24 protein-coding genes and 1 pseudogene are annotated in these 26886 nt (G+C 66.1%); 10 read left to right on the top strand and 15 right to left on the bottom strand.

Going from position 1 to position 26886, the window contains the following annotated elements:
- Positions 1 to 63 precede the first annotated feature (63 nt).
- Together ABZS43_RS13010 and ABZS43_RS13005 are read left to right on the top strand one after the other, a co-directional pair.
- On the top strand, positions 64 to 360 hold the full coding sequence (locus tag ABZS43_RS13010; RefSeq protein WP_355036063.1) for a hypothetical protein: 297 nt from the start codon (positions 64 to 66) through the stop codon (positions 358 to 360).
- Positions 357 to 788: a hypothetical protein gene (locus ABZS43_RS13005; RefSeq protein ID WP_355036062.1), complete on the top strand. Its 432-nt coding sequence runs from the start codon at positions 357 to 359 to the stop codon at positions 786 to 788. The genes ABZS43_RS13010 and ABZS43_RS13005 overlap by 4 nt, the downstream gene beginning before the upstream one ends.
- A 37-nt stretch (positions 789 to 825) precedes the next feature.
- On the opposite strand, the gene istB is transcribed toward ABZS43_RS13005, so the two are convergent.
- Both istB and istA read right to left on the bottom strand, forming a co-directional pair.
- Positions 826 to 1614: an IS21-like element helper ATPase IstB gene (gene istB, locus ABZS43_RS13000; protein ID WP_355036061.1), complete on the bottom strand. Its 789-nt coding sequence runs from the start codon at positions 1612 to 1614 to the stop codon at positions 826 to 828.
- Positions 1611 to 3109: pseudogene (istA, locus tag ABZS43_RS12995) on the bottom strand (IS21 family transposase). Before istA ends, istB begins: the two are co-directional and overlap by 4 nt.
- A gap of 436 nt (positions 3110 to 3545) precedes the next feature.
- Between istA and ABZS43_RS12990 the strand changes: the two are divergent.
- The 3 genes from ABZS43_RS12990 (at position 3546) to ABZS43_RS12980 (ending at position 6654) form a co-directional block, all read left to right on the top strand.
- Positions 3546 to 3872 (top strand): trypco2 family protein, encoded by a 327-nt coding sequence (locus ABZS43_RS12990; protein WP_355036060.1) that lies wholly within the window; start codon positions 3546 to 3548, stop codon positions 3870 to 3872.
- A 437-nt stretch (positions 3873 to 4309) separates the two neighbouring features.
- Positions 4310 to 6040 carry an amidohydrolase family protein gene (locus tag ABZS43_RS12985; RefSeq protein WP_355036190.1) on the top strand — a complete coding sequence of 577 codons (1731 nt, stop codon included), beginning with the start codon at positions 4310 to 4312 and terminating at the stop codon, positions 6038 to 6040.
- A complete protein-coding gene (locus tag ABZS43_RS12980; RefSeq protein WP_355036059.1) occupies positions 6037 to 6654 on the top strand; it encodes a TetR/AcrR family transcriptional regulator in 618 nt (205 codons plus the stop codon). Before ABZS43_RS12985 ends, ABZS43_RS12980 begins: the two co-directional genes overlap by 4 nt.
- A 150-nt stretch (positions 6655 to 6804) precedes the next feature.
- Here the strand turns inward: ABZS43_RS12980 and ABZS43_RS12975 are convergent, their stop codons facing one another.
- The 3 genes from ABZS43_RS12975 to ABZS43_RS12965 all read right to left on the bottom strand — a co-directional run bounded on the left by ABZS43_RS12975 (position 6805) and on the right by ABZS43_RS12965 (position 11417).
- A complete protein-coding gene (locus ABZS43_RS12975) occupies positions 6805 to 9054 on the bottom strand; it encodes a N,N-dimethylformamidase beta subunit family domain-containing protein (RefSeq protein ID WP_355036058.1) in 2250 nt (749 codons plus the stop codon).
- A 45-nt stretch (positions 9055 to 9099) separates the two neighbouring features.
- Positions 9100 to 10527: an NAD(P)-binding domain-containing protein gene (locus ABZS43_RS12970; protein WP_355036057.1), complete on the bottom strand. Its 1428-nt coding sequence runs from the start codon at positions 10525 to 10527 to the stop codon at positions 9100 to 9102.
- Positions 10528 to 10595: 68 nt separating this feature from the next.
- Positions 10596 to 11417 carry an SDR family oxidoreductase gene (locus ABZS43_RS12965; protein WP_355036056.1) on the bottom strand — a complete coding sequence of 274 codons (822 nt, stop codon included), beginning with the start codon at positions 11415 to 11417 and terminating at the stop codon, positions 10596 to 10598.
- 347 nt (positions 11418 to 11764) lie between these two features.
- On the opposite strand from ABZS43_RS12965, the gene ABZS43_RS12960 reads away from it, so the two are divergent.
- Complete coding sequence (locus tag ABZS43_RS12960; RefSeq protein ID WP_355036055.1) at positions 11765 to 12457, top strand: helix-turn-helix domain-containing protein; 693 nt, start codon at positions 11765 to 11767, stop codon at positions 12455 to 12457.
- A gap of 421 nt (positions 12458 to 12878) precedes the next feature.
- On the opposite strand, the gene ABZS43_RS12955 is transcribed toward ABZS43_RS12960, so the two are convergent.
- On the bottom strand, positions 12879 to 13730 hold the full coding sequence (locus ABZS43_RS12955; protein WP_355036054.1) for an alpha/beta hydrolase: 852 nt from the start codon (positions 13728 to 13730) through the stop codon (positions 12879 to 12881).
- 99 nt (positions 13731 to 13829) lie between these two features.
- Between ABZS43_RS12955 and ABZS43_RS12950 the strand changes: the two genes are divergently transcribed.
- Complete coding sequence (locus tag ABZS43_RS12950; RefSeq protein WP_355036053.1) at positions 13830 to 14468, top strand: TetR/AcrR family transcriptional regulator; 639 nt, start codon at positions 13830 to 13832, stop codon at positions 14466 to 14468.
- 595 nt (positions 14469 to 15063) lie between these two features.
- Here ABZS43_RS12950 and ABZS43_RS12945 read toward each other — a convergent pair.
- The 5 genes from ABZS43_RS12945 to ABZS43_RS12925 form a co-directional block, all read right to left on the bottom strand.
- A complete protein-coding gene (locus tag ABZS43_RS12945; RefSeq protein ID WP_355036052.1) occupies positions 15064 to 15351 on the bottom strand; it encodes a hypothetical protein in 288 nt (95 codons plus the stop codon).
- A gap of 298 nt (positions 15352 to 15649) precedes the next feature.
- On the bottom strand, positions 15650 to 17839 hold the full coding sequence (locus ABZS43_RS12940) for a hypothetical protein (RefSeq protein ID WP_355036051.1): 2190 nt from the start codon (positions 17837 to 17839) through the stop codon (positions 15650 to 15652).
- An 84-nt stretch (positions 17840 to 17923) separates the two neighbouring features.
- On the bottom strand, positions 17924 to 18268 hold the full coding sequence (locus ABZS43_RS12935) for a helix-turn-helix transcriptional regulator (RefSeq protein WP_355036050.1): 345 nt from the start codon (positions 18266 to 18268) through the stop codon (positions 17924 to 17926).
- 10 nt (positions 18269 to 18278) lie between these two features.
- On the bottom strand, positions 18279 to 19391 hold the full coding sequence (locus ABZS43_RS12930; protein ID WP_355036049.1) for a tyrosine-type recombinase/integrase: 1113 nt from the start codon (positions 19389 to 19391) through the stop codon (positions 18279 to 18281).
- Between the two features lie 309 nt (positions 19392 to 19700).
- The gene (locus tag ABZS43_RS12925; protein WP_355036048.1) at positions 19701 to 20039 is read right to left on the bottom strand and encodes a hypothetical protein; all 339 of its coding nucleotides are present in this window, start codon (positions 20037 to 20039) and stop codon (positions 19701 to 19703) included.
- Between the two features lie 401 nt (positions 20040 to 20440).
- On the opposite strand from ABZS43_RS12925, the gene ABZS43_RS12920 reads away from it, so the two are divergent.
- Positions 20441 to 20632 (top strand): hypothetical protein, encoded by a 192-nt coding sequence (locus ABZS43_RS12920; protein ID WP_355036047.1) that lies wholly within the window; start codon positions 20441 to 20443, stop codon positions 20630 to 20632.
- Positions 20633 to 20706: 74 nt separating this feature from the next.
- Here the strand turns inward: ABZS43_RS12920 and ABZS43_RS12915 are convergent, their stop codons facing one another.
- The gene (locus tag ABZS43_RS12915; protein ID WP_355036046.1) at positions 20707 to 21936 is read right to left on the bottom strand and encodes an acyl-CoA dehydrogenase family protein; all 1230 of its coding nucleotides are present in this window, start codon (positions 21934 to 21936) and stop codon (positions 20707 to 20709) included.
- Positions 21937 to 21971: 35 nt separating this feature from the next.
- Positions 21972 to 23363, bottom strand: coding sequence for an acyl-CoA dehydrogenase family protein (locus ABZS43_RS12910; protein ID WP_355036045.1), 1392 nt, complete (start codon positions 23361 to 23363; stop codon positions 21972 to 21974).
- Positions 23364 to 23759: 396 nt separating this feature from the next.
- Here ABZS43_RS12910 and ABZS43_RS12905 point away from each other — a divergent pair, with 396 nt between their 5' ends.
- Positions 23760 to 24731: a hypothetical protein gene (locus tag ABZS43_RS12905; protein ID WP_355036044.1), complete on the top strand. Its 972-nt coding sequence runs from the start codon at positions 23760 to 23762 to the stop codon at positions 24729 to 24731.
- The gene (locus ABZS43_RS12900) at positions 24728 to 25252 is read left to right on the top strand and encodes a GNAT family N-acetyltransferase (RefSeq protein WP_355036043.1); all 525 of its coding nucleotides are present in this window, start codon (positions 24728 to 24730) and stop codon (positions 25250 to 25252) included. Before ABZS43_RS12905 ends, ABZS43_RS12900 begins: the two co-directional genes overlap by 4 nt.
- A gap of 58 nt (positions 25253 to 25310) precedes the next feature.
- Here the strand turns inward: ABZS43_RS12900 and hisN are convergent, their stop codons facing one another.
- Together hisN and ABZS43_RS12890 are read right to left on the bottom strand one after the other, a co-directional pair.
- Positions 25311 to 26102, bottom strand: a complete 792-nt coding sequence (hisN, locus tag ABZS43_RS12895; protein ID WP_355036042.1) for a histidinol-phosphatase — start codon at positions 26100 to 26102, stop codon at positions 25311 to 25313.
- 61 nt (positions 26103 to 26163) lie between these two features.
- A complete protein-coding gene (locus tag ABZS43_RS12890) occupies positions 26164 to 26760 on the bottom strand; it encodes an NAD(P)H-dependent oxidoreductase (RefSeq protein ID WP_355036041.1) in 597 nt (198 codons plus the stop codon).
- Positions 26761 to 26886 lie beyond the last annotated feature (126 nt).

Genomic DNA, 26886 nt, shown 5'->3' with positions numbered 1-26886 from the left:
GGCACGGACCGGGTTCCTGTCATGGTTCCGGTACCGGCTGCGCTGGGGGCGGCTGCTCACCGCATGCGGGCTGAGCATCACCAACGGCGGACACACTTCGTGCCGTGTCTGCTCGCTGTCGAGGTCGGCGGCAGTGTGGATCTGGTTCGTGTGCGGATGCTGCCGGGACACAGCCCCGATGACTACCGCGGTACCGCTGTGCATCTGGCACACGCTTTCGGTGCGCAAGGATGTGCCGCCACCATCGTCGGACCGGCCCTGGCCGAACTCGTCTTCCCGCGCACAGGCGCTGTCGCGGACCCGATCACCTTGCCGCGTCTGGCGACGGTCCTGCGCTGGGATGAGAAGGAGACCGCGTGAGGTTCTATCTCGGTACTCATCAGCCGGGTTGGCTGACTCGTACCGCGGTGCCGTTGTTCATCTCCGATGTGCGTCTGTCGCAATACCGCACGTTGCCGCAGGCGCAGGGGCGGTGGGCGTTGGATTCAAACGGATTCTCCATGCTCAGCGTTCATAGACCCTGGGCCGCCGGACCAACACCCCGTGAGTACGTGGCACGGGTGCGCCGCTATGCCGGTGAGGTCGGCGCCCTGGACTGGGTCGCACCGCAGGACTGGGTGTGCGAACCGTTCATCACCGCCAAAACCGGACTCACCGTTTATGATCATCAACAACCGACAACTGGCAATACCGGAGTATTCAAACCCCTGAATTCCAACGTAGTCGTCTCTGCTCCGTGCGCCGCTTTGTCAATGGTCATTTGGGGGTCGCCGCTGGTGGTCAGGTAGGAAGTCCCCACCCCCTTGCGGGGGTGGGGTGGTTAGTTCAGGGGTGGTCACCTCGCTTGCGGTGTTTCATGCGGTAGGAGTCACCGTCGGTGATGACGATGGTGGCGTGGTGCAGTAGCCGGTCGAGGATGCTGGCGGCGGTGGTGTGTTCGGGCAGGAACCGGCCCCATTGCTCGAACGGCCAGTGCGAGGCGACTGCTAGCGACCGCCGTTCGTAGGCGGCCGCGACCAGCCGGAACAGCAGTTGGGTGCCGGTGTCGTCGAGCGGTGCGAACCCGATCTCGTCGAGGATCACGAGGTCCGCGCGTAGCAGGGTATCGATGATTCGGCCGACGGTGTTGTCGGCCAGGCCGCGGTAGAGGGTGTCGATCAGGTCGGCGGCGGTGAAGTAGCGGACCTTGTGGCCGGCGGTGACGGCGGCGTGGCCGAGCCCGATCATGGTGTGGCTCTTGCCTGTCCCGGGTGGACCGATGATCGCGAGATTGTGTTGCGCGCGAACCCATTCCAGACTCGACAGGTAGTCGAAGGTAGCTTGCGGGATCGATGACGCCGACACGTCGAAGCTGTCGAGAGTCTTGGTGACCGGAAACGCGGCAGCCTTGAGCCGGTTGGCCGCGTTGGAGGCGTCGCGGGCGGCCAGTTCGGCCTCGATCAGGGTGCGCAGTATCTCTTCCGGGGTCCAGCGCTGGGTTTTCGCGACCGCCAGCACCTCGGATGCGGTGCGGCGGACCGTGGCCAGCTTCAACCGGCGCAGACCGGCGTCGAGATCGGCGGCGAGTTCCGGAATCGGTTTGGGGGGAACGGTTTTCGATCGTGCTGTGGTCATGATGCGCTCCCGTCACGAGTGATCTTGTAGGCGTCCAGGGAGCGGGTCGGTGCGGTGGGCAGGTCCAGCACCAGCGCCTCACCTGCTGGGCGCGGCTGCGGGGTGCCGGTGCCGGCGGCGAGGATGGAGCGGACGTCGGCGGCGCGGAAACGCCCGAACGCCACCGCCCGCCGCAACGCCGCCACCAGCGTGGGTTCGCCGTGGGCGGCGCCGAGCGCGAGCAGGATCTCCAACTCCTGGCCCAGGCGGGTGTTGCCGATCGCGGCCGCACCGACGAGGAATGCTTCCGCGTCCGGCCCGAGGGCGCAGAACTGTTGCTCGACGGTGGTTTTCGGACGTGGCCCGCGGTTGGGTGCGGGCCGTGGCCCGTCGTAGTGGTCATCGAGGATCGATGTTTCACCGGGTGCGACGAGTTCGTGTTCGGCCACGATCACCCCGGTCGCTGGTTCGAGCACCAGCAGCGCACCGCAGTCGAGGACGATCTGCACTTTCTCACCGATCAGGCGGGTCGGCACCGAGTAGCGGGCCGAGGAGTAACGAACACACGAGAGCCGGTCGACGGTGCGGGTCACCGATGGTGCGCCGATCTCGAGCCGCAGCGACGGCAACGGCCCCAACAACTCCCGCTCGAGGGTGAGGCGTTCGTCGGGGATCGCGCAGATCTCCGAATGCACCAGCGAGTTCACTTCCGCGCACCACGCTTTCGCCGCCGTGTTGGCCTCCCGCAAGCTCACCGCTCGCCCGGTTATCGCGGCCTCGGTCAGCAATGGCACCGCCAGATCCCGCTGGGCATAGCCGCACAGGTTCTCCACGATGCCCTTGGACTGCGGATCGCCTGCATGACACCAATCCGGCGAGAAGCCGTAATGCGTTGCGAACCTGACATATTCGGCAGTCGGAACAACCATGTTCGCGACCACCCCACCTTTCAGGCAGCCCATCCGATCGGCCAGCACCCGCGTGGGAACCCCGCCGATCACGGCGAACGCCTCGGCGATCAACGCCAGCGTCGTCGACTGGCGCTGATCGGCAGCGAACGCGACAAACCGCCACCGCGAGAACGCCAGCACCGCACAAAACAGCTGCAATCCGGGTGCGGCCTCGGCCCAATCGATCACCAGATACTCACCCGGCGACCACACCGCCGGACGACGGCCTCGATGATTGTCTTTGCGCCACAACGCTTTCTGCTCGGCTACCAGCCGCCGGAATTCCGTGGCGACCCCTCGTAACCGGCGGCTCGCGCCGCCGGGAGTAGTCGCTTGGCCGAGATCCGGCCCTTCGACTTCGCGACCCGCTCGGCGACCAGATCCCGCATCGAGTCGTAATTGCGGGACCGCGGCATCCGCTCCGGCGGCCGGCCGCCGGACTCGACACGCTCGATGACACGTTTCACGGTCTTGTGCGTGGTGCCGCACAACTCGGCGGCCCCTCGATAGGTTCCGACCTCTCGATAGGCGGAAATGATGTCCATTCGCTCTCTCGCAGACTTCAATGGAACTCCCTGGGCAGTGACGGATGACAGTTGGCGCTATCACCGTCACCGCCCAGGCCACGAGTTCCGGGGTATGACACGACGAGCAAGGGAATGGGGACTTCTACCTGGCCGCCAGCGGCGACCTACCACCGGCCACCAGCGGGGACTCTGTCATGGCCACGGACACCCTTCATGGGCTATCGCAGGCGTGCCGTTACTGCGGGCGTTCGATGATGTAAATGGCGAGGTCTTTCATGTAGCTCGATACGGTCTCGGTGATGGGTCCTCCCGACCTTCCCCCGGGGGAGCACAACGCTGTCTGGGGTGCTTCCGTATCCCAAGTGGCCTCGCCCGAGATCGAGGCGGTCTCGCGTGGCGAATCATGCATCCCGGCAACGCTGTCCGCTGGCTGGCATGGTGTGTAGCGTGTCGCTCGCCGCCGGCGAGGGGGGTTATGGATATCGAGTTGGGGGACGCGGTCGCCGCAGTCCGGAATCAGTTGCTGACAGCTACCGCGCGGGGCGCGGATGAGGACATGCGGTTCGTGGTGGGCCCGATCGAGTTGTCATTCGGGGTCGAGCTGCGAGCGGACGCGAAGGTCAAGGGCGGGTTCAAGGCGTGGGTGGTCACAGGTGACGTGGAAGCCGGCGGATCACGCGCACGCAAGCACAGGGTCACGGTGACCTTGACCCCGAAGAACCGGGACGGTGGTGACGTGCTGGTCGGCCGCGACGACCGTAACCGAGGACCGGGCGAGGTCCGCGGCCACGTCGGCCGCTAACCCCTCGATAGGGCCGGAAGGGTGATGCTGGTATGCGGTGGGGGTATCGGGCACCCGGTCGGGTCAGGGTATTTGATCGGTCCGCGGCTGGTGGTCACCTCCGCGCGCGTCGTCGGCGCTCTCCACGATCAGACCCCGACACCGCCGGAACGTAGAGCATGCAGCCCGGAACGTTCGAAGCACGGACTTTGCTTCAGCGAGACCACCGCAGCCGGTCGGGCACCTACCGGTCGAACCGGTCCCACCCGTGATCGCGGTCGTAGAAATCGGCGCGAGCGCGGCGGATTCTCCAGCCTCTTGCCATCTGCCCCCGGACTTCGCAACCTGCCGCACGCACGGCGAGCCCGGTGTCCGTTCCGCGCTATCGGACCCCAGCGGTCACCCACCTTGACATTTTGCGACCGATCGGTTGCCATGTTGTTATGAGCTAAGACACAATCGTCAAAGGTGGACGCTGGTTCGATGGTGCGGGGTCCGCATCGGCGATCCGCCATCTCGGTATCCGCGACGGCCGGGTCGCCGCCATTTCCATTGATCCGCTGGATGAAACCGGCTGCGTGAACGTCGTCGACGCGGCGGGTCAATGGGTCGTGCCGGGCATGATCGACATCCACACCCACTACGACGTCGAGGTGCTGGGAACTCCGTCGCTGAGCGAATCGGTACGTCATGGCATCACCACGGTGTTCCTCGGGTCGTGTTCGCTGTCCACCGTGCACGTCGGGGCCACCGATGCCGGAGATCTCTTCGGCCGGGTCGAGGCGATACCGCGCCGGAATGTGATCGGCACGGTCGCCGAGTCCAAGACCTGGACGTCCGCGCGAGAGTACGTCGAGGCACTCGAGGCATTACCGCTCGGACCCAATATCGCCGCGTTCCTCGGTCATTCCGACGTGCGCACTGCGGTGATGGGTCTCGATCGCGCCACCCGCAAGGATGTTCGCCCTACGGCCGCCGAACTCGCCGCCATGGAGGCGAAGCTGACCGACGCGCTGGATGCGGGCTTCGTCGGAATGTCCGCGCAGCAGCTGCTTTTCGACAAGCTCGATGGTGAAACCTGCCGCTCGCGCACACTGCACTCGACCTATGCCAAGACTCGAGAACGTCGGCGGCTCAACGCGGTTCTGCGTCGCCGTCGCCGGGTATTGCAGGCCGGACCCGATGTCAGGTCCCCGCGCAGTGTCGGCGCGATGACGCTCAGTTCGCTGGGCATCTTCCGCAAGCCGCTGAAGACCAGTCTGCTGTCCGCCGCCGATATCAAGGCGAGCCCGTTTCTGATCCACATCCTCGGTCCGATCGCCCGTCTGCTCAACAGATTCGGTGGCGACTTCCGCTGGCAGCACCTACCGGTCCCGTTCGAGGTCTACGCCGACGGTATCGATCTCGTCATCTTCGAGGAGTTCGGCTCGGGCGCGGCCGCTTTGCATCTGTCCGACCAGGTCGAGCGAAACGCGCTGATGCGCGACGAGGCCTACCGTAGGCGGTGCCGCAAGGACTACGACGCCAAATTCGGCTTGCGCGTTTGGCATCGGGACTTCTTCGATGCCGAGATCGTGGCCTGCCCTGACGAGCAGGTGATCGGCAAGACGTTCGGCCAGGTGGGTCTCGACCGCGGCGGGCTGCATGCCGTGGACGCGTTCCTCGACCTGGTTGTCGAGTACGGCACCAAAGTCCGTTGGCGCACAACTATTTCCAATCACCGGCCGGAGTATCTGGAGAAGTTGGGCAGCGATCCGGGCGTGCAACTCGGATTCTCCGACGCGGGCGCGCATCTGCGCAACATGGCCTTCTACAACTTCGGCCTGCGGTTCCTGCGGCGTGTACACCGGGCCGAGTCCGCGGGTAGGCCCTTCATGTCGCTGGAGCGTGCCGTGCACCGGCTGACCGGGGAACTGGCCGACTGGTACGACATCGATGCCGGGCATCTGCGCGAAGGCGACCGAGCCGACCTGGTCGTCATCGATCCGGCACACCTCGACGAGACGCTCGACGCGTACGCCGAACACCCGGTTGCCCAGTTCGAGAATTTGCCGCGCATGGTCAATCGCAACGACGACGCCGTGACGGCTGTGTTCATTGGCGGTGAATACGTCTTCGGGCACGGCGTGGCCGCTCCTGTGCTCGGCAGCCGCCGCACCGGGAAGTTCCTGCGGTCCGGGCAACAGTGACGACCAAGCCGCGCCGAACTCAGGCCCATCGCCGTGCCGCGACCGTCGCCAAGCTCGTCGATGCGACCATCGAGGCGATCGCCGAGGTCGGCTACCACCGTACCTCGCTCGGTGAGATCAGCCGACGCTCCGGTGTGTCCAAGGGTGGCATCTTCCGACACTTCGATTCGCGCATCGAGCTTGTTGTCGCCGCCGCGGAAGAGGTCGGCCACCAGCATATGGCTGCCTTCGCCGCGCTGTCCGTGGTGGGTGATCCGCTGAATTTCGCCGACGCGCTTCGCGCCACCCGCGCACAGATCCGCCATCGGACCAATACCGTCTGGTTCGAACTGCTGGTCGCCGCCCGCACCGAACCGGAGCTGCGCATCCGACTCGAGCCGGTCGCTCATGCGCTGATCGCGGATGTCGAGCGGGCCGCGCACGAAGTCCTCGGCCCTGACACACCCGCCGGACTCGCCCGCTTGCTGGCAACCTCGTTGATCCACATGTTCGACGGCGAGGCGATCTTCCGCATCACCTACCCACGTCCCGAACTCGAAGACGCCAGGATCGATTATGTGGCCGAGGTCTACCGGCAGCTGCTCGATCGGAACGCCGCCGCCGTGGAGCGCTGATCAGCTTGCGTCCATGGGCATTCGGAAATCGTCGGCTTCGGCCGCGGTCCACGCGAGTCGACACGGTGCGGCGGCAGCCGCCTCGGCGATCGGGCCGAGAGTGGGGAGTCGGCTCGCCATTGCGTGTGCCACGTCCGTGGAGTAGAGGGTTCAGGCGAGGAACCGGTTGAGGACATTGCGAAGGGCTCGGGAGGAGGAGTTGTCACCGTCGTCGGCCATGATCGACGACAGGTACGAGATGGATCCGGTGGAGAACACTGCACCGCCGCCGGGCGTCTCGAACCACACCATGTCGGCGCGCACGTCGGGATCGTTCGGTCCGCTTGCGGAGCCGTGGAACAGCTGCAGCAACTCCTCGGCCGCGCGCTGGGTTCCTTCCGGGTGGTTACCGGAGGAGGCCAAGACGACGGTGCCCGGCGGAGTGCCCAAGTCGGCGTCGACGCGGTCGAGCTCGTCACCGGCGGCATTGCCATCGATGAACCCGGTGTCCCCGATCACGGACCCGCTGATCCCCTCGAAGAACCACGGTGCGGCTGCCCGGGCATCGTCGTGGATCCGATACGGGCGGGAGTCACCGCCCTGAGCGGCCATGCCGACACCCACGAGTCGCTGTGGCGCGCGCCCCCGGAACCGCCACAGCCCACCGGGCTCCCAACTGCTGACCACGTCGGTTTCCCCGGGTTCGGAGGCCCACGTCCGGATGCCGACGTGACCGCGGCGGATCTCGATCACCGGCGCCTCATCATCGAGAACGCCCGTCACCCAGTAGAAACCGTTGCCGCCGAGGTATCCGATCCGGCCGCCGGTGTCGCGGAACTGCTCGAGTGCGTCGAGGACACGACCGGAGTGGTACTCGGGGTGCGATCCCGTCAGGACGACGGTGTGACTCGCGAGCGCGTCGACGCCACCGGTGTGCACGTCGAGGTCGGTGATCACGTCGAACTCGTATCCGAACCGCTCCAGCCACTCGACAAGGTACATGTCCGCGCCGAGCCCACGCGCCCCGGTGAGGTAAGCCCAGAACGGGGTGTCGGCCCGCTGGTCGAGCATCGGCCGACGGCATGAGGTGGTGTGGACGCCGCTGCCGTCGGGATGTCGGTCATATAAAGAGGCACCGAACTCCCGGTCGCGGTAGACCTGGCGTGTGCGGGCGAACTCTCGAAGTTCGGGTTGCTCGTGCAGGATGTGGGCCCGCACGTCGGAGAAGAATCCGAGGAGATCTTCGTTGCCGTAGGCGAGGTAGGTGAAGGTCGGAGCGAGGAAGGCGATCCGCTTGTGTGGCCCACCAGGTGCCGGACGTACGAATAGCGGCACTGTGTCGGCGCTCCCGTCCTCGGCGCGCATCTCGACGCCGTACACGCCGCTCGGCAGGTCCGTGGGCAATTGTGCGGTGATGAGGGGCTCCCACCCGCAGTCGACGAGGTCGGTGGAATGGAAATGGGCGGCGGAGTACTGCTCGGAGTGCTCACGGAAGGACACTGATGTGCCGTCCCAAGTCGGGCCGGTCACACCCTGTGTCGGGAGGTTGACCAGCAGGCCCGGTGCGGCGGAGCCGGCGATTACAGGCTGGTGGATGCGATCGGTTCCCGGACGACGCGGCGCGAGGTCCCAGAGCGCGCCCCCGTGCTCTGAAACCGCATCGGCCAACTCTTGCGGTGACGATGCCGCGGCGGCGTCGAACGATGATCCGTATACGACGAAGGGGGCGGCGAGCTTGCCTTCGAAGAACGCCGTCGCCCGTCCGCGGGTGTAGTACGACAGCGGTGTGACGTCCCTGGCGTCCGCGGCGGCAAAGGTCACGGCGCGGCTTTCGAATCCGGTGATCGGATTCCGCGCGTCGATGGTCGCGTGCACTGTCGGCGCGTAGAGCGGGTCCGCTCCGACGACGTGGACCTCGACGGACGTGGCGGTGACCCGTGCGGCGACGAAGGACCACGCACGGCTGCGCAGCGCGTCGGCGCACGTCACGGTGGTCACGCTGCCGGAGCCGGTGCGGACGGTCAGCGTGACGTCGTGGTCCTCTGCGACGAGGCGAAGATCGTTTATGTTGTCCCCCAGGAGGTGGACCAGAGTCTGTGACGCGCCGGGTCGTGTCGGGAACACGTGGGCGCCGATGGTGAATCCGACGTCGGACCGTACCGGGGAACCGAGTTCGGCGATGAAGAATCCACCGACACAGCTCGACTGCCGGTGGAGGGGGTAACTTCCAGAAGCGCACCAGTCGATCGTCTCGACGGCGGCAGGAACGTCCCGGCCGGGAATCGGGCCTCGTCCCAGGCGTACCAGGCTCACGGCGACGGTCGGGGAGACACCGCTGGCGTGGACGGACACGGTATCACCGGGGGCATACGACATGCAGTCGAGATATCCCGCGACGGGCGGTGCGAGGTTCATTGTCATTATCGGCCCTTTCGGCACTGGTGCGGCGTGAACGGATGCGCTCGGTCAGCGAGCTACGTCCACCGATGCCGGCCGGACGAGGTGATCGGCGAAACCGGGTTCGAGGTCGGACCACCCCATCCGCTTCCGCACGCGCGCAAGGATTTTTCGGTACGTCTTGGCATCGACGTATCCCGCATGGCGGTCGGATTTCACCATGTGGAGTCCACCGGTCAGGTCGGGGTGTTCGGTGGCGATCATCCGGTCGAACAGGGCGGCCGCCGCGGGACGTGCTGTCTGGTCACGGAGATACTGGGCGACCACGTTCGAGATGTTGTCGAACAGGGTGTATGCGCTGGAGTTGACTTCGACGAACCCCAACGTGAAGAGATTACGGTGACGCCGGTTGAACGCGGTGAGGTACTGTGCCGGCCGGTCGCCGTTCCAGGCGAACAAGGCCGCGTCGACGTAGGGGATGCGCATCTCGTAGCCGGTCGCGTACAGCACCAGGTCGACGCGTTCGCGGGAGCCATCGGTGAACACCACGTCCGGTCCGTCGAACCGGGCGATATCGGGCTTGACGGTGATATCGGCGTGCTGGAGGTGGTGCAGCAGTTGACTGTTGAGCAATGGGTGTGATTCGAAAAGCTTGTGGTCCGGCTTGGGCAGGCCCCAGCGGGTGACATCGCCGACGATCAACCGCAGCAGTCCGGACACCAGTGGGCGTTCGATCCAGCGTGGCAGCGCGGCGCCGGTATCGTCGAACTGGTCGGAAGGGATACCGAAGATGTGCTTGGGCACGATGTGGTAGCCGCGTCGGACGCTGAGTAAGGCGGCGTCGGCGGCCTGGGCCGCGTCACAGGCGATGTCGGCACCCGAGTTGCCGAGGCCCACGACCAGAACGCGCTTGCCGGCGAAATCGCTTGCGCGACGGTGGGTGACAGCGTGACGGATCTCGCCATCGAACGTTCCGGGGTGCTGCGGCATCCGCGGGTGCCAGTTGGTCCCCGACGCGCAGATCACTCCGCGGTACCGTCGCGGTGCGCCACTGGACGGAGTAAGGACCCACGTGTGACCGTCGGGGACGACCGAGTCCACTGCGGTGTCGAATTCGATGTTCTCCCGCAGCCCGAACGTCTCGGCGAAATCGCGGGTGTACTGGAGGATCTGGCGTCGGCTGGGATAGTCCCCGAAATGCTTCGGCATGGGAAAGTCGTAGAAGCCCGACACGTCACGCGAGGAGATGAAGTGCGCCGACTCATACATCGGCGTCCCCGGGTTGTCGATGTCCCAGAGCCCGCCGACGTCGGTGTGACGTTCGAAGTGGTCGTAGTCGATGCCGTAGTGGCGGAGCATGCGGGCTGCGCTCAGTCCGGCCGGTCCGGCGCCGACGATCGCGACAGCTGAATCGCGGGCGAAGATTTCGCCGGAGGACTGGGGGCCTGGTTCGGGGGCCGCGGCGAGTCTTGGTGTGGTCTTCTGGCTTTTGGTCATGGGAACTCCCGTGGTCGGTGATGTGGGAATAGCTGATCGGGCCGTCTGCGCCGACGACCGGTGGCGGGTCAGGCGCTGAACCCGGCGAGGTAGCGCTGTCGTCCCTTCTCGCCGATACGGTCGGCGAATGGCAGGAGCAGGGGGACGAGACGGGGTGCGACCTGTAGCAGGCGTGCGGCGAGTCCGTCGGCGACCGGGAGAAAGACCTCGACGCGGCCGGTGCGCATGACCTTGTCGACCGCGTCGGCGACGTCTGAGACGGACGAGATGGTGCCCACGAAGTTGAGCAGGCTGCCGCCGTGCGTGGCCTCGTGCCGGAGCATCGGAGTGTCGACGGCACTGGGATATACGCCCCCGACGGTGACGCCGGTGCCCCGCAATTCGAGGTGCAGTGCCGCGAGGAAGGCGCGCAGACCTGCCTTGGCGGCGGAGTATGTCGCGGAGCCGGGCAGGGCGAGCACCGCTCCCTGCGACACCGTCGCCACGATGTGCCCCGACCCGCGTGCGCTCAGCGCGGTAGCCGCGGATCGGGCGAGCTGGATCGTGGAGCCGAGCATGATCCGTAGCTGGAGGTCGATCTGTTGAGGTGTCGTGTCGAGTACGTCACCGGGAATGATGATGCCCGCGTTGAGGAAGCAGATCTCGAGGTCGTGTCCCCACTCGTTCTCGACGCGGTCGGACAAGGCCGCGACAGCGGCGTCGTCGGCGAGGTCGCACGCGACGGGGATGGCGTCGGCGCCGATCTGCTCGGCCGCCTGGGCGGCGAGAATGTCGTCGCGTTCTGCGGCCAGGATTCGATGGCCGCGCGCGGACAGGCGCCGGGCGACTTCCAGTCCTATGCCACCCGCCGCTCCGGTGACCAGCGCGTATGTGGATTGATACCGAGCCATGACTCTCCTGGGGCCGCAAAGTGGGTCGAGTGAACAGGTCAATTGACCGATTCGAGTCGAGACTAGGCCACTATCGGGCGGTCCGCCACTATCTCGTGTTACGAATTGGTCAACTGACCAACGCGGCGGAATTCGTGCCGGGTGACTACCTCGATAAGGAGCGAGCTGCCCCGAGAGCTGATCCGGAACGCTGCGGCGAACCAGGTAGGGCTTGATCGCGTGCAATTTTCGCCGCGCACGTGAGCGGGTAGGATTGCCCGACGTGACTTGGTCGAGCGACCGGGTAGCTCGGGTGAGTGGTTCGCGGCGTCTCCTGGCTCGCGTACCGACCGGAAGGGGCCTTGTTGGTGCGTCTGAGGGCTGAGGAGCGACGTCGACTGCTCGTCGACGCGGCGTTCGTCGTGATGGCTCGCGACGGGGTCTCCGCGGCGACGACCCGCGCCATCTGCACCGAAGCAGGGATGCCACAGAGCGCGTTCCACTACGCGTTCCGGTCCAAGGAAGAACTGCTGCGCGAGCTGACCGAAGCGGTGGTCGGCGCGCAGACCAGCGCGCTGACAGATCTGGACGTCTCGTCGGGCTCGCTGCGTGCGGTCATGAGGACGGCGATGGAGCAGCTGCTCGCCGCGACCGTAACCGAACCCGGTCGCCAGGCGGTCCTCTACGAACTCACACTGCTCGATCTGCGGGCCCCCGACGACCCTGGATCGCTGGGCCGTTGGCAATACCGCCTCTACACCGATCGCGCCGCGACGTTGCTCGAGAGCGTGACGGAGCGATTCGACGTGCACTGGCGCGTCCCGGTGGAGACGCTGGCCCGCATGGTCGCCACCGCGGTAGACGGCACCGTGCTCGCCTGGCTCGCCGATCGCGACACCGCACTGGCTGCCGCGTCGTTGCAGGCGCTGGCCGAGGCAGTGGTCTCTCTCGCGGTCGAAACGAACGATCCGGCGTCGCCGAACCCGCGCGGATCCCAGGGACCACAGAGCACTACGAGGTCCTTTGCCCGCGCAGATGCCCTGACCGATCGAACATCATGAGGAAATAGCAGCAGCGATCCTGCCGGGAAGGATCAGCGCAACACCGGTCCGAGCAGTGCGTCTGGTCCCGAATGTACGGTGCCACGAGCTCCGAGCCCGCCGACCCCATCACCGCCCAACAACCTGCCCCGTCGATGCGCTTCGCTGCCTCTTCACGACGTCGTGTGAGTTCGCGGTCAACTGTCCTTTGTCAATCGATGTGACGCAGGGCTTGGGGTGTGAGCAGCATTGCGTCAGGTCTGTGTCAGACCGTTGCGCGGTCGGCTTGCCAGATTGTTGACGCAAGGTGGTTCGTTCCTAGCGGCGTTGACTGCACCTGTTGCCACTGTTTACTCCGGGCGGTACCCGGTATCCCGAAGGTCCGAGGTGCATGCGGCGGCGGGATTGACTGCGGTGGCAGTTGCCGGGCGTTTGGTCGCGGTCAGCGTGTCAGGAAGGCACGCAGTGCGGTGATCAACTCGGCCGGATTGTCCTCCTGGACGTTGTGCCCGGCGTCCGGTACGACCACAAGCTCCCCGTCCGGAATGCGCTCGACCAGTCGTTCGGCGGCGACTTGGGGGAGTACCCGGCTGCGCCCGCCGCGCACCAACAGCACCGGCACCCCGCCCAGCTGATCGGCCAGCCGATCGATGGCAGCGAGAATAGCAGGAAAGTCGGGTGGACTCGGATCGGCCTTCGGCACCCAATCGCCATCGGGTGAACGGCGAAACAGTGTGCTCATGCGGTAGGTGACTGCCGCGCGGTTCGCGCGCGGATTTACCTGCATCGCGGTGTCCACAATCGTCTGGAGTTCCCGCACCGGGCCGAGCCCTGTGATGAATGCCCGCACTCGCTGGGTGCTTTCGAAGTCCACGCCGGGGGCGACATCGATGAGTGCCAGCCGGTCGACTCGGTCTGGCCACGCATCGGCGACGTGGGCGGCGACCACGCCGCCGAGGGACATTCCGACCAGACCGACCCGATCGAAGCCGAGGTGGTCGGCGGTGGCGACGATGTCGGCCGCCAGGGTGTCGATGCTGTAGTCGTCGGACCAGTCGCTGTCACCGTGCCCACGCAGATTCAGCGCGACCAGCCGGGCATCGCCGCGCAGGCCGAGGCAGACGAAATCCCATGTGTGCGCGGTCAATCTGCCGCCGTGCAGCAGCAGCACCGGTGATCCGATTCCGCCCCAGTCGAATCCGTGTAGCCGGCAGCCCGCATGGGAGAAGTGAATCTCACGGGGCGGCGTCGGATCGTGGATCGAGACGCCCAGTGTCGCCGCCAGCTCGGTCATCGCCGGAATCGTGGATTGTTCGTGCACAACGCCACACTCCTTACCTTGAGTATCCAAGGTAAGGAATCTTACCTCGACTAGTCAAGGTAGGATTGCTGGGTGGCTGTCCGAGTACGACGTACACCCGATGACGCCAAGCGGATGATCCTGGAGGCGGCGAGCGGGCTACTGACCGCAGGTGGACTGGCCGCGGTGCAGGTGCGTGCGGTCGCCGCCGAGATCGGCGTGTCCGATGCCGCGGTGAACCATCACTTCGGCACGCGGGACCAACTGCTGGAGGCGTTGCTGCGATTCGGCGGGGCCAAACTGAAGACCGAACTGCACGCTGTTTTGGGCGCGTGGACCGACAGCCCGATCGACCCCGCCGAGTTGGTGCACGCGCTGTCGGCACTCTACGCCGACGGTTATGCCGAACTGGCGCTCGCGCTGCACCGGTCCGGTTGGCGGGATACCGGCAGCGGGCTGCTCGATGAGGTGGTGGACCGGCTGCACGCTCAGGCGTGTGAGGGCTGCGCGGCCAGCGGGAGAACGCCGCCACCGCGCGAGACGATCCAGCTTACGGTGGCCGCATTGCACCAGGCTGTTGCGATGGAGCCGTTGTTCGGCGATGAATTCCGCCGCAGCGTCGGCCTGGGCGCGGCCGCGCGGGATCAGATGCTCGACTGGTGGATCGAGACCCTGCGCACGACCGTTGCCGGAGAGCAAGGGCCGACGCCTCGCCCCGGGAAGGATGTGTAACCGGATTTTCTGTCCCGGAACAAGTTTCAGTGTCGTAGAGGTGTAGGTACATGGTCCCGTGTGGATAATCGACGATGAGTGGGGCATCGCGGTCGAACGACCGCTGAAGCGCCGCGCAATCGCGCAGCTCGCGCTTCGCCCGGGGCGCGTATTGGGATCGACCTGCGTCAGATTGGTGGCAGAACCTCCGCACTTGTGCCAGAACATTGGCAATACGTCAGATCAACTGGCACCGGACATCAACAGACTCCTCAAAGTCGTACATACACGTGTGGTTCTATCGGCTATCTGTGACGTCACTCATCGGTGAATTTTGGCGTCGGTCGGGATCGGGGGATGTTCACATCGGCGGATTCTGACGTCGTGATCGTGGTTGCGGTGCAAGGACCGGTGTGCTCGGTCCCGGGTGCCGAGCCAGCTCCAACCCACAGCGCCGACGTCACAGTTCACCGATACCCCGGATCTGCCGACTCGTTCGCGAGGTCGGCCCTCGGCCTCACAACAAGTAGTCGCGCCAAAAAGGCACCGTCACCCGCGACTTCCACTGCTCGCTGCGCCAGTCGTCATCACCGACTTCGGTGAACTCCAAACGGACTTACAAGTTCAGGTCACCGCCATAACAGATGATGTCCCCAAGCCGCCACACCGACAGAACAGGATGCCCCCAACTTCCACAGCCGGCCGGCAGAAACCGGTGTCCATACACCGGAACCAGCCTCGGCACGCCCCGCAGCCACTGCCCTTCCCGCTCAACCTGCCAGATAGCGTCATCGACCGGCCAGTCGAGATGCCGCTGCAGGTCCTCCTGATCACCGTCACGCCAGTCCGGCCACGGCTTTTCCCATGTTCTCCATTCCGCGTCGACCTCATCGAGGTCGCGCACCGGCAGCCCAGCCGCGAGAAACGCACGATGCTCATCAGCGCGTGCGACACTCCGATTCGGCTGCCGCCACGCCGACCGATGACGTCACTTTTGGCCGATCAACATGACCCCGATCCACGCTCCCCGACGTCAGGATTCACCAGCCAACGACGTCGGAATTTACCAGCGTAGCCACACGCGGATGGTGCGCGGAACCAGCGTGCACCAGCCGGTTTCAGTGAGAGCCAGCCGCAGCGTGGGGCGGATTGCAGTCGGAGCACGGGAACGCAGCAGGAGAGAAGCGACATCGCCGTGGCGTCTATGTCCGGTCGTGGACGTAGTTCGTCCAGTTGCCTCCCGCTTCTCCTGCCCATCTGACGGCCGTGGACGGCCGAACTCCGAGCACGCTGGCGACGATGGCGGGCGGCAGTTCGGCTGCCAGTTGACGCAGAGCAGATGCCCTCATCGGGCGAGGCTGAATATCGAGGGCGAGAAGTCGATTCGCGAGCGGAATCGGCCCTACCGGGCGACCCGGACGTGTTCCGGGGAACAGCCATCGACCGGGAAACTGCATCGATGGCCCGTTGCGGCGGGGGCACGGCAGCTGAACGATGAGCGACGCGAACGGTTCGGGGAGTTCCAGCTCGTCCTCGCCGAGCCTGAGCATGATCGCCTGGCCGTCTTTGCGGATGTGGTCGAGGGTCAGCGCCGTCACCCGCGCCAAGGGCTGAGCGTAAAGCACGACGAGCGCGGCGGCGATGCGGTCGGCGGGGTGGATGGAGTCGTCATCGACGAGTCGGCGGGCTGTAGCCCAGCGCGATTCAGAATCTGTTGGTGTCGTGGATGTTCCGCGATACTTCGGCGGCATCGACAGGGTCCGTGGAAGGTGGCGGCGACGTTTGGCCCAGGTCAGAAACGGCCGGACGCGATATCGCTGCGCGGTTCGTTCTCCGAACCAGTTGTCCAGGTCGTCTTGGCAGCAGGTAGCGAGGGATCGTCCGGTCGCGGCGAGACCGGTGAGGAAGGCCACGACCTCACGCAGGTCCTGTCGAGCGTTGCCCAGACTCGAGCCCATATGATGCCCGGCTTCGGCGCGGCGACGTAGTCGAGGCAGCACCTTCCAGTTCAGCCACGATCGCACTGTTCGGCTGTCCGTCTGGTCGAGAACGGCCAGGACCTGCGGCAGTTGTGCTGCCCAGTCGTTGACTCGGCGAAGTGGGTCCGGCGGCAGGGCACCGGCTCCGACGAGCAGGTGACGGAGGTGTTCCACGTCGCGGCCAGCCGGGAGCTGGTCGAGGGCGGTGTGGGTGAGAGCTATCCGTCCATCTCGCAGTGCCGAGATGCGTTCTGCGACATGCGGGAACGCCAGCCACATCCTGGTCGTCTTCGGCTTGGCCGCGAGGATCGCTTCCCGCAATGCGGCGAGCGGTCCGCCGTCGTCGGGAAGCAGCTTGTCGATATCTCGCCGCAGGGCGCAGCGTTGGCATACCCACGCGTCGTCGGATCGGGTCCGGTGAGCGGGCTCGCGGCAGTCGTCGCAGGGTTTCAGGACGAGACTTCGACATCGGCGGCAGGTTCCGGCGTCGCCGAGTCGTTGATCGTGTGTACCGCAGCCCGCGCAGGTGCCGCGGACGCGCGGCCGAGCCCGGTCGGTGCGGCATCGCCCGCAGATGTTCTCGCCGGGCAACCGCGACGACCGGCCGCAGGCGGGACATCTTCTTGTGCAGGCGTCGCAACGCACCATTCCCGGACTGACGGTGACGGGGTTCAGGCTGATGTGCGGGTTCGGTCCCGCGTGTTGTAGGCAGTCGTGGCAGATCAGAGCGGGAACGTTTGCGGCGGCACCGGTCGATACGAGAGCAGCGATGAGGTTGGCCGTGGCGCCCGGAGGCCAGCCCGGCGGCTGCATCTTCTCCTGGTCGAGCTCGGCTGCGACTCGACGGAGGTATTCCAGGTTGGGTGCGACTCCGTCGATGACGGCGATGATCGCCGTGCGGGCTGCGTCGGGGTTGCGGGACACGACCCAGTCCGCGATGCGGTCGCTCAGTTCGGTCGCCTCGACCTGCCGTTGCCGGCGACGAATGCACATATGGCACAGGGTGCGGCCGTCCGCATCGAGGGCGTATGGCCTGCGGACGTTGCCGCAGGCCGGGCATGGCCGCTTTTCCTGCGACCGACAGTTCGCGCATGTGCCGCCGTCGGCGCGCTTGTGCCTGCGTTCGCGTCGGCCGCATCGCGCGCAGACCGGGTGCCGGGGTGCGATGCGTCGAGCCCCGGCCTCGGCCAGCAGCCCGGCCAGGCGGTGCAGTGGGGCGATGCCGCTGGTGGGGCCGTCGGACAGCGCGTCCGGGTGTCCTTCCAGGTATGCGGCGAGCATGCTCGCGTGGCGCTTGAGCGGAGCCGCCGTGCGAACCGCATCGTCGATGACGTCGACCGGCAGCTCCGGCTCCACAGCCCCGACCGCGGCGATGATGCGATCCCGTTTCCGCTGCAAGTCCGCTGCGGCCACGTGGCGCTTCTTGCCAGCGTCCGCCCTGCGGTGTGATGCCGACGAGTTCCCGCTTCTCGCCGCAGACCGAGCACGTCCCGGTGATCACTGTCGCCGGATCTCAGCACGGCGGGGCTTGCGGTCCACGGTCACGGCATCGGCCTTCACCACCACGCCGCTGGTCCCAGTGGCCTTGGATCGCTTCGCCTCCGCCACCGGCTCGATGAGGTCGTTCGGCGTGCAGTCGAGGATGTCGCACAGCGCTACCAGGATCGGCAGGCTCAACCGTTCCGGGGTTTGGGTCACCAGCCGGTATACCTGCGCGGATGACAGGGTGACGCCGCGCTCAGCCAGCAGGGGCACCAGGTCGGTGGTGGCGAACATGCCCTTGCCCGCCATCAGCGTCCGCAGGTGCCAGTGGTATCCGAGTTTTCGACTTCGGCTCGTCATCGGTTCCTCTTCATCGTGGTGCTGGGGCGAATGCCCGGTCGAGGGCGCGGCGCAACGCCTTGTTCTTGTAGTCGGAGCCGACCGATGTGTAGAGCGCCGTGGTGGAGCCCCAGGCATGGCCGACCTGCTGCTGGACGAAGAGGTGGTCGAATCCGTCCTCGAGCAGGTGGGAGATGTAGGAGTGCCGCAGGCAATGCGGCCCGAGTTCGGCCGGCAGGCCGAGCGCGTCTCGGCACGCCGCGAACCGAGTGTTCAGGTAGTCGTTGGTGATTCGGCCGCCGCGCTCGGTCGGCCACATGACCGTGTTGGTCACTCCGTACATCGGCCTGATGTCCTCCACCCACTCGGTGACGGCCTCCACGGCCCAACCCATCGTCGACAACACCGACCGTCGTTTGGGTGGGCTGCCGCGCATCGCCTTGCCGTAGCGCACCGACAACGCCGCGTAGCGCCCGAATTCGGGTGTGGCCGCGTTCGACGACCAGTCGATCGTGTCCAGCATCGCGGTTTCTCGGCGGCGGAGGCCCCAGCCGTAGATGGTCTTGAACACGGCCGCGTCGCGGAACGCCGCGAGCCAGCCCTTCCGGCCGGACCGGCGGACGACTGCCACACGGTCGTCGCAGTAGTCGAAGAAGTCCTGGAGCTCGTCGCGGCTCATGGGGCGGTTGCCGGGCCGCGCTTCTACGTCAGCACGGTGCACCGCCGTGTTCCATTCGTGGAACACCTGGACCGGATGTGTTCCGAAATGCTTCTCACACACCGCATCCCATCTGTATCGGGCGTCGGTCAGGTAGTCCAGGAACAGGGCTACCTGCCCCTGGTAGTGCCGGATCGTGGAGTGAGCCAATCCGCGATCGACCATCGCAGCAGTCCAGTCCTCGATGTCCACCGGTCCCCAGTTCCACGGGTAGTCGTTGGTGAACGCCACCAGCCGCCGCACGTTCTGCTCCCGCTGCTCCAGCGTGCCCGGTGCCACCAATCGAGCCGCCTGCTGCTTCGCCCAGCCGGCCAGCATGGCCTGCAACACCGTTTCCTCCGGCTGCAACAGTGCCACGCCGGATGCGAGCACCGTCTCGGCTGTACCGGCCACGGCCCGCAACTCGCCTTGGCGTTCCGAAACCACTCCAAACGCTCCTACTCGCCCGTCAAGCAGATGATTGATTCGATCATTGGATGCAATCCCCCACGCGAAGGCGCACGTTACAGCACCACAGAAGGTCAAGTAGGAGAATCGATTCAACTAGCCTGCCGACATTGATCCACCAGCACCGACGCCAATACGCAAGCCCTCCAATACATCATCCGATGCAATACGCCAGACTTTCTAGCCAACTACCTCGAACTACGTTGCCTGGCTTCAGATTTACCGTTCATTCCGGTGTCCAGGGCTACCCCTCACCGACTACCTAGTCTCCGGACTAGCGGCCCGGCCTCAGCTTCCATCGTCGTCGAACGGCTCGTCATCCCAACGGAACCACGCCTCGTCGCCTTGGATGTGGAGAAGGAATTCCGACACTGGGCCACGCGGCGACAGCAGGCTCAGTGCATCTGTGATGCGGGCATAGATACGTTCCCATTCCCCGATATGGTTGTCCACGCCGGACTCAATCAGGGCAAGCTCTTGGTCGAACAGGGGCTTGACGTCGTCAAAGGCTGGCTGCGGCAGGAAACGTCCGGACAGCCAGGGGAAGTCACCGCTCTCGATCACGATCTCGCCGAGGAGTTCCTCATCGCGGACCAGCCGCCACGTCTCTCCGGAATTCCAGCTCACGCCATCCTCACTTTCGTGATCGACCGCTTTTGTGGGTACAAGATCACACGCCCCTTGTGAATTCCGGGCTCAGCGAGCGGTGCTGCGGCCTTTGCAGGCCGGAGAGGTATCAAGGAAAGATCAACCAGGCCTTGGGTGCGGATCTTGCGCAAACTGGAGGAACGTAAGTACTCCGACAACTACATGAACGTGCTGTTCGGGATCGTCTCGGGTGTGCTGGACTCCGCGGTCGATGACCGGCCGATCCGCGAGAACCCTTGCCGGGCGAAGACGGTGCGACGACCGGTGTCGCGAACACCGAAAATCGTTGTGTGGCCTGATGATCAGGTCTCTGCGGTTCACCGGGGCCTGGTGCCGACGGGATGCATACCGGGCTTCGCCACCTGTAGGCGTCGAAACTGTTGGCACACGGTGTATCGGTGAAGGAACTCGCGGACTTTCTCGGCCACGAAGATCCGGGTTTCACCTTGCGGGTGTACTCCCATCTTCTGCCGTCGAGCAACGAGCGGGCGCGGCGGGCCGTGGATGACGCGTTCGCCGCGTGGGCAGTGGATGACGGCCCAGCGACGGCCCAGACTGAGCCGAGCGAGTGAAGACCGCGGCGGAGACCAGAAACCCGGTGCCAGTCGATGATCCGACCGGCACCGGGTTTCCGTTGTCCAACAGCCTATTTCAGCTCAGCACTGGTCTTCCCCAGCACCCGGCGAGCCACGATCAGCTGCTGGATCTGCTGGGTGCCCTCGAAGATGTCGAGAATCTTCGAGTCGCGACCCCACTTCTCCAGCAGGCTGCGCTGGGAGTAGCCGATGGCTCCGGCGAGCTCGACGGCCTTGAGGGTGAGGTCGGTACCGGTACGCCCCGCCTTGGCCTTGGACATGGAAGCCTCGAGTGAGTTGGGCTTCTTGTTGTCGGCCATCCACGCGGCGCGCAGCGAAAGCAGGTACGCCGCTTCGTAATCGGCCTCCATGCGCAAGAATTCGGCGGCGGCGGCATGCTGGTTGTTCGCCGGGGTGTCGTAGGAGATCTCGACGCCCGCGTCGGTCAGGATGGTCCGCAGTTCTTCCAGTGCGGCGCGCGCGACGCCGACCGCCATGGCCGCGACGAGGGGGCGGGTGTTGTCGAAGGTCTGCATGACCCCGGCAAAACCCTTCTCCACGTTGACTTCCGGGCTGCCGAGGATGTTGTCGGCGGGGATGCGGCAGTCCTGCAACAGTAGGACGGCGGTATCGGAGGCCTTGATGCCGAGTTTGTGCTCGAGCCGGGCCACCGAGAGACCGGGGGCGTCGCGCGGCACGACGAACGATTTGATCGCCGCGCGGCCCAGGCTCTTGTCGACCGTCGCCCACACCACGATGTGGGTGGAGCGCTGACCGGCGGTGACGAAGATCTTCTCGCCGTTGAGCACCCATTCGTCGCCGTCGCGCACGGCGGTGGTGGTGACGGCGGCGGAATCCGAGCCGAAGGACGGCTCGGTGATCGCCATGGCGGCCCACACCTTGCCGAAACGCTCGAGCTGTTCGTCCGTGGCGACGGCCGCGATAGCCGCGTTTCCGAGGCCCTGGTAGGGGATCGACAGCATGAGGCCGACATCGCCCCACGAGGTTTCCAACGTGTTCAACAGCGCGGACATGTTGCCGCCGTTGGCGTTACCGAGCAACTCGGTCGCGTGCGCGTCCTTTTCGCTGTCGTCGGATCGTCCGCCTGCCGCGCCGCCGATCTTCTGGGTGCCGGAATCCGCGAGTCCTTCCACCATGGCGGCCATGGCGTCCAGTTCGACGGGGTAATCGTGTTCGGCGAGGTCGTACTTGCGTGAGATCGGACGGAAGATCTCCTGGGCGACCTGGTGGGCCTGATTGGCGCTGGCCCTCAGCTTCTTGGGGAGTTCGAGGTTGATCATGGGTGAGGTCTCCTGAAATACGCGATCGGGCCGGGTCAGACGAGCACGACACCCTCGGCGACGCCGATAGCCCGCAGATCGCGGTACCAGCGCTCGACCGGGTGTTCCTTGGTGAAGCCGTGGCCGCCGAGCAGTTGGACGCCGTCGAGACCGATCTGCATGCCCTTGTCGGTGGCGAGTTTGCGGGCAAGGGCGGCCTCGCGGGCGAAGGAAAGGCCCTGTTCCGCGCGGGAGGCGCCCCGCAGGGTCACCAGGCGCAGACCGTCCAGCTCGATCGCGATATTGGCGACCATGAAAGCGACCGCTTGGCGGTGCGAGATGGGTTCGCCGAACGCCTCGCGCTCGTTCACATACGGAATCACGTAGTCGAGCACGGCCTGGCCGGTGCCCGCGGCGAGCGAGGCCCAGCCCAGGCGCGCCAAGCGCACCGCGTCGGCGTACTCCTCCGCGCGGGTCGCGGCGTCACCGTCGCCGAGGATGGCATCGGTGCCGACCGCGACATTGTCCAGCAGCAGGCGTCCGAGGCCGGCGGCGCGCAGACCCATGCTCGGGTCGGCCTCGACGACCAGGCCCGGCGCGTCGGATTCCACGATGAAGATGGCCGGACGGCCGTCGAGTTCGGCGGCGATCAGGAACAGTTCCGCGTCGGCGGCGGCCGGGACCAGGCTCTTCACACCGTTGAGCCGGTAGCCGCTTGGGGACCGAGTGGCCTTGGTCTGCAGGGCGAACGGATCGAACAGGGCGCGCGGCTCGGAGATCACGACCGAGGCCTGCGGCACGTTCTCGCCGGTGAAGGCGGGCAGATAGGTCTGCTGCTGGGCGTCGGTGCCCCACTGCGAGAGCGCGACAGCGACACCGCTCGGCGCCAGGATCGGCAGGGCCAGCCCCATATCGCCGTGGGCGAGCGCTTCGGCGACCATCGAGTTCGTGACCGCGCCGCGCTCGGAGGCCGCGCCCTCGAGTTCCTCGGGCACGTTGATCAGGGTGATGCCCAGTTCGGCCGCGCGCTCGAGCAGGTCGCGCGGGGCCGCGGCCGCGGCGTCGGCGTCGAAGGCGGCCGGGCGCAGGATCTCGGCGGCGAAGTCCCGCACCGTCTCCACGATCATCTGCTGCTCGTCGGAGGGGGTGATGTCGAAGAGATCTTTCCTCGTCGACTCGTTGTTCGCCAGCCGCTTGGGCCGCCCCCCGCCCGCGACCTTGCCGAAGGCGCGGGTGGCCGCACCGAGGGTGCGGAAGCCGGTCTTGGTGCCTTCGTAGGTGACTCGCTCGATCGGTTTGCGCAGGTTGTATTTCTCGACGAGTTCCGACCCGGTCAGGGTTGTCATGACCCGCATCGCGGCACCCATCCAGTCCCGTTTGGGCTGGTTGAGGCCGACGGCGGACGTGTCAGGACGTCGCTTCGTCGCGCTGTCTCGAGTGCTCATCATCACCTGTTTCTCCGGTGGGGCGGGGCGAGTCTTTCCCAGATCTTACTCCTGAGTAAGACTATCTTACTCCAGAGTAAGAAATGCGTCGAGCCGTTGTTCGCGGATTGTTGTCCGGGTGCCGGTGTGATGTCCGGTACGAATCTGGACAACCGTCCGATATCGGCGGCTTCGCGAGTTTCCCGCATCCCGGGGCGGCAAGCAATGAAACGCCCATAATTCGGATTTAGTGGAAAGTTCCAGTGGCAGCATTGTGCCAGGGCACGGGAGAGTGACCGAATGTACTGGGTGGCGGGGGTTTTCGTCGCGTATGGCCGCACACGGGGCAGCTCGGTTGATCGTGTGGCGGCGGTTCACGCTCCGCTCCACCGGCCGATGATCGCTGTTATGTTGTGCCACATGACGACAGGGTCGAAGAGCGGGCGGATTCGGGCCGCGATACTCGCGTGCGCGGTGGCCGTCGGCGGGCTCGCCGGAATGCCCGCGACGACGGCGGAACCCATCGCCGCCTCGTGCGCAGAAGGATGGACCGCCGACACCGTGGTCAGCGGGGTGGGGAATCTCGAGAATCTGGACAGCGACGGGCACGGCGGCTTCTATGTCACCGGAATTCTCGACGGATACCTGGCCCATGTCGACGCGGCGGGCCGGTTCGAGAAGGTGGTGACCGGATTGAATCACCCGGCCGGGGTCCGGGTGGTGGGGGATTCGGTCTATTTCCTGACCGGCGATGGCGCGGCCGAACCGCCGGGCACCCTGGCTCGCTATGACATCGGCAGTGGCATGGTCACGACACTGCTGACCGGTCTGAACGGTCCGAACGGACTGCTCGTGCTGCCGGACGGGGACCTGCTGTTCAGCGCCCTCGGGCTCGTCGGCCCGCCGACCGGCATCTCGCGGTATCGCCCGTCGACCGGTGAATACACGGTGACCTGGTCATCGCTGCCGTGGAGCAATGGTCTCGCGCTGGCGCCCGACGGTGTCTCCATCTTCACCGACAGCGCGCTACTGAACATCTACCGCATTCCCCTCGACGCGCCGAACAACCCGACGGTCGTCACAGGCGTCCCGCGACTGCCCGTGGTGCCCGACGATATGGAAGCCACCCGCGCGGGCGCGCTTTTCGTCGCCGACCACGTGCTCGGCGCGGTCTACCAGGTGGATACCGTCACCGGCGCGGCCTGCACGATCATCACCGGACTCATCAAAGACGCTCCGCCCCTGCAGAATCCGCCTCATGGCGCGACATCGGTGCGCATCGTCCGTGACGGCGAGACCTGGTGCATGTACGTCACCAGCATGGACGGCACTCTTCGTCGTCTGCGACCCCCGCCCGGCCTCGACCTGACCCCGGCCGACCCACGTCGATGACGGAGTCCGTGCCCGAAGCGGCGCCCATGCGTCCCGCTGCCCCCGATGACGCCGAGGATATCGCCCGACTACGCGATCGGCTGGCCGGGTGGATGCTCGACAACGGCATCGTGCAGTGGCTGCCTGGCGAATATCCGGCCGCTCTGGTGCGCGAGGAAGCCGAGCGCGGGGAATGGTTCGTGTGGCGGGAATCCGCCGCGCTGATCGCGGCGGTCCGCCTGATCTGGCGCGATCCGGCGTTCTGGGGTGGCGACGACGAAGCGGGCTACGTCCATGGCCTCATGGTCGCGCCCGAGCGGCGAGGACGGGATTCAGGGGCGAGAATCCTGAGATTCTGTGCCGAGCGCACCCTGGCCAATGGCATCACCCGGCAGCGCCTCGACACCGCCGCGAGCAATGACGTGCTCCGGAAGTACTACACCGCACAGGGTTTCGTCGAGGTCGGGGAAACGATGCTGCCGCCGCAATTCCAGGGAGCGTTTCGGGTGATCCTGTACGAGAAGTCGCTGGATCCGGCCTGAGCCGACATTCGCCGTCGCGGGGTGCGGGAATCGGTCCGAGCGAGCGGAGTTCGTCCGCTCAGGCCGTCGCGCCCAGCCGGGCCAGGACCTCGTTCTGCAGCAATCCGTTGGTGGCGACAGCGTCACCGCCGTGCGGCCCCGGCGTGCCGTCGAGGGAGGTGAAGGCGCCGCCCGCCTCGCGGACGAGGATGTCGAGCGCCGCCAAATCCCACAGGGACACTTCCGGTTCGGCGGCGATATCGACCGCGCCCTCCGCTAGCAGGCAGTAATTGAAGAAATCGCCGTAGCCGCGCACGCGCCACACATCATCGGTGAGATCGAGGAAACGGTCGCGCAGTCTGCGTTCCCGCCACCCGGAGAGGCTGGAGAAGGACAGACTGGCCGCGCCGAGGTCGGAGACCGCGGACACCGAGATCGGTTGCGGCGCACCGGGATGGAAGACCGACCACGCGCCGGACCCGGTCGCCGCCCACCACCGCCTGCCGAGCGCGGGCGCGCTCACCACGCCGACCACCGGGACACCGTCCTCGAGTAGCGCGATCAGGGTGGCCCAGATCGGTACTCTGCGGACGAAATTCTTGGTGCCGTCGATCGGATCGATCACCCATTGTCGTCCGCTGAATTCGGCCTCACCGCCGAATTCCTCGCCGAGTACCGCGTCATCGGGTCGGGCATGGCCGAGCAGCACGCGGATCGCCTGCTCCACCGCGATATCGGCATCCGAGACCGGCGTCAGATCCGGTTTGGCATCCACTTTCAGATCGAGTGCGCCGAACCGCGCCTTGGTGATGGCGTCGGCCTCGTCGGCCAATCGCAGGGCGAGTTCCAGGTCGGAGGAGTGAGCAGCCACACACGAACCCTATCGGGCGTCTTCGGTTCCGTGCCGCGCGGCACGCGACGCCCCCGCGCGATCAGGCGGAGACGGACACCGCGCGAGCGGCCTCGAGGGCGCGCGCCCACCACTGCAACTGTTCGAGCATGGCATCGGCCGCAGCCGCCGGCCCTTCGGGGTCGAGCAGTTCGCCCTCGGCGTCGAAGAGCAGGTAATAGCGCGGGAACGAGACGTAATCGCGCACGGTGTGGGCATTGAGCTCGTTGAAGATCTGCCGCAGATGTTCGATCGCGAGCAGTCCGCCGCTGGCGCCGCTGTAGCCGACGAAACCGATGGCCTTGGCGTCCCACTGGGTGAAATGCCAGTCGATCGCCGATTTCAGCGCGGCCGGATAGCTGCGGTTGTAGTCGGGCGTCACGATGACGAACGCGTCGGCCGCGGTCAGCCGCGCGGTGAGGTCGAGCATGCCATCCGGGCGTGGCGGGTTCGGCTCGATCATGGGCGAGACCGATGGCACCGCCAACGGGAGTTCGGCGTCGGCGAGATCGATGAGATCCACCTCGAATCCCCCGTGCCGGTCGGCCTGGTCGATGAACCACCGGGCCACCACCGGCCCGAATCGTCCCTCCCGGACGCTGGCGATGATCACCGCGAGTTTCAAAGGTGCTGCGGTCATTACGGTCTCCTCCATGGCTGATTCGCGACCGGACCGGTCGCCGGGATCAACTCTGCGGTCGGCGGGAAAAACCAGGAAGACCGGCGGAAGAGTGGTAGTGACAGGGACACCATCGGATCGCCACCG

Source organism: Nocardia sp. NPDC005366, assembly GCF_040606855.1.
Classification (GTDB): Bacteria; Actinomycetota; Actinomycetes; order Mycobacteriales; family Mycobacteriaceae; genus Nocardia.
This window is presented reverse-complemented; position numbering and strand designations above follow the sequence as displayed.

Excerpts from the sequence above, each read along its gene's own strand:
- ABZS43_RS12970 (WP_355036057.1), bottom strand. The coding sequence starts at position 10,527 with ATGACCAAAAGCCAGAAGACCACACCAAGACTCGCCGCGGCCCCCGAA.
- ABZS43_RS12915 (WP_355036046.1), bottom strand. The coding sequence starts at position 21,936 with ATGATCAACCTCGAACTCCCCAAGAAGCTGAGGGCCAGCGCCAATCAG.
- istB (WP_355036061.1), bottom strand. The coding sequence starts at position 1,614 with ATGACCACAGCACGATCGAAAACCGTTCCCCCCAAACCGATTCCGGAA.
- ABZS43_RS12900 (WP_355036043.1), top strand. The coding sequence starts at position 24,728 with ATGACGGAGTCCGTGCCCGAAGCGGCGCCCATGCGTCCCGCTGCCCCC.
- ABZS43_RS12965 (WP_355036056.1), bottom strand. The coding sequence starts at position 11,417 with ATGGCTCGGTATCAATCCACATACGCGCTGGTCACCGGAGCGGCGGGT.
- ABZS43_RS12935 (WP_355036050.1), bottom strand. The coding sequence starts at position 18,268 with ATGACGAGCCGAAGTCGAAAACTCGGATACCACTGGCACCTGCGGACG.
- ABZS43_RS12975 (WP_355036058.1), bottom strand. The coding sequence starts at position 9,054 with ATGACAATGAACCTCGCACCGCCCGTCGCGGGATATCTCGACTGCATG.
- ABZS43_RS12990 (WP_355036060.1), top strand. The coding sequence starts at position 3,546 with ATGGATATCGAGTTGGGGGACGCGGTCGCCGCAGTCCGGAATCAGTTG.
- ABZS43_RS12955 (WP_355036054.1), bottom strand. The coding sequence starts at position 13,730 with ATGACCGAGCTGGCGGCGACACTGGGCGTCTCGATCCACGATCCGACG.
- ABZS43_RS12905 (WP_355036044.1), top strand. The coding sequence starts at position 23,760 with ATGACGACAGGGTCGAAGAGCGGGCGGATTCGGGCCGCGATACTCGCG.
- ABZS43_RS13010 (WP_355036063.1), top strand. The coding sequence starts at position 64 with ATGCGGGCTGAGCATCACCAACGGCGGACACACTTCGTGCCGTGTCTG.
- ABZS43_RS12890 (WP_355036041.1), bottom strand. The coding sequence starts at position 26,760 with ATGACCGCAGCACCTTTGAAACTCGCGGTGATCATCGCCAGCGTCCGG.
- ABZS43_RS12910 (WP_355036045.1), bottom strand. The coding sequence starts at position 23,363 with ATGATGAGCACTCGAGACAGCGCGACGAAGCGACGTCCTGACACGTCC.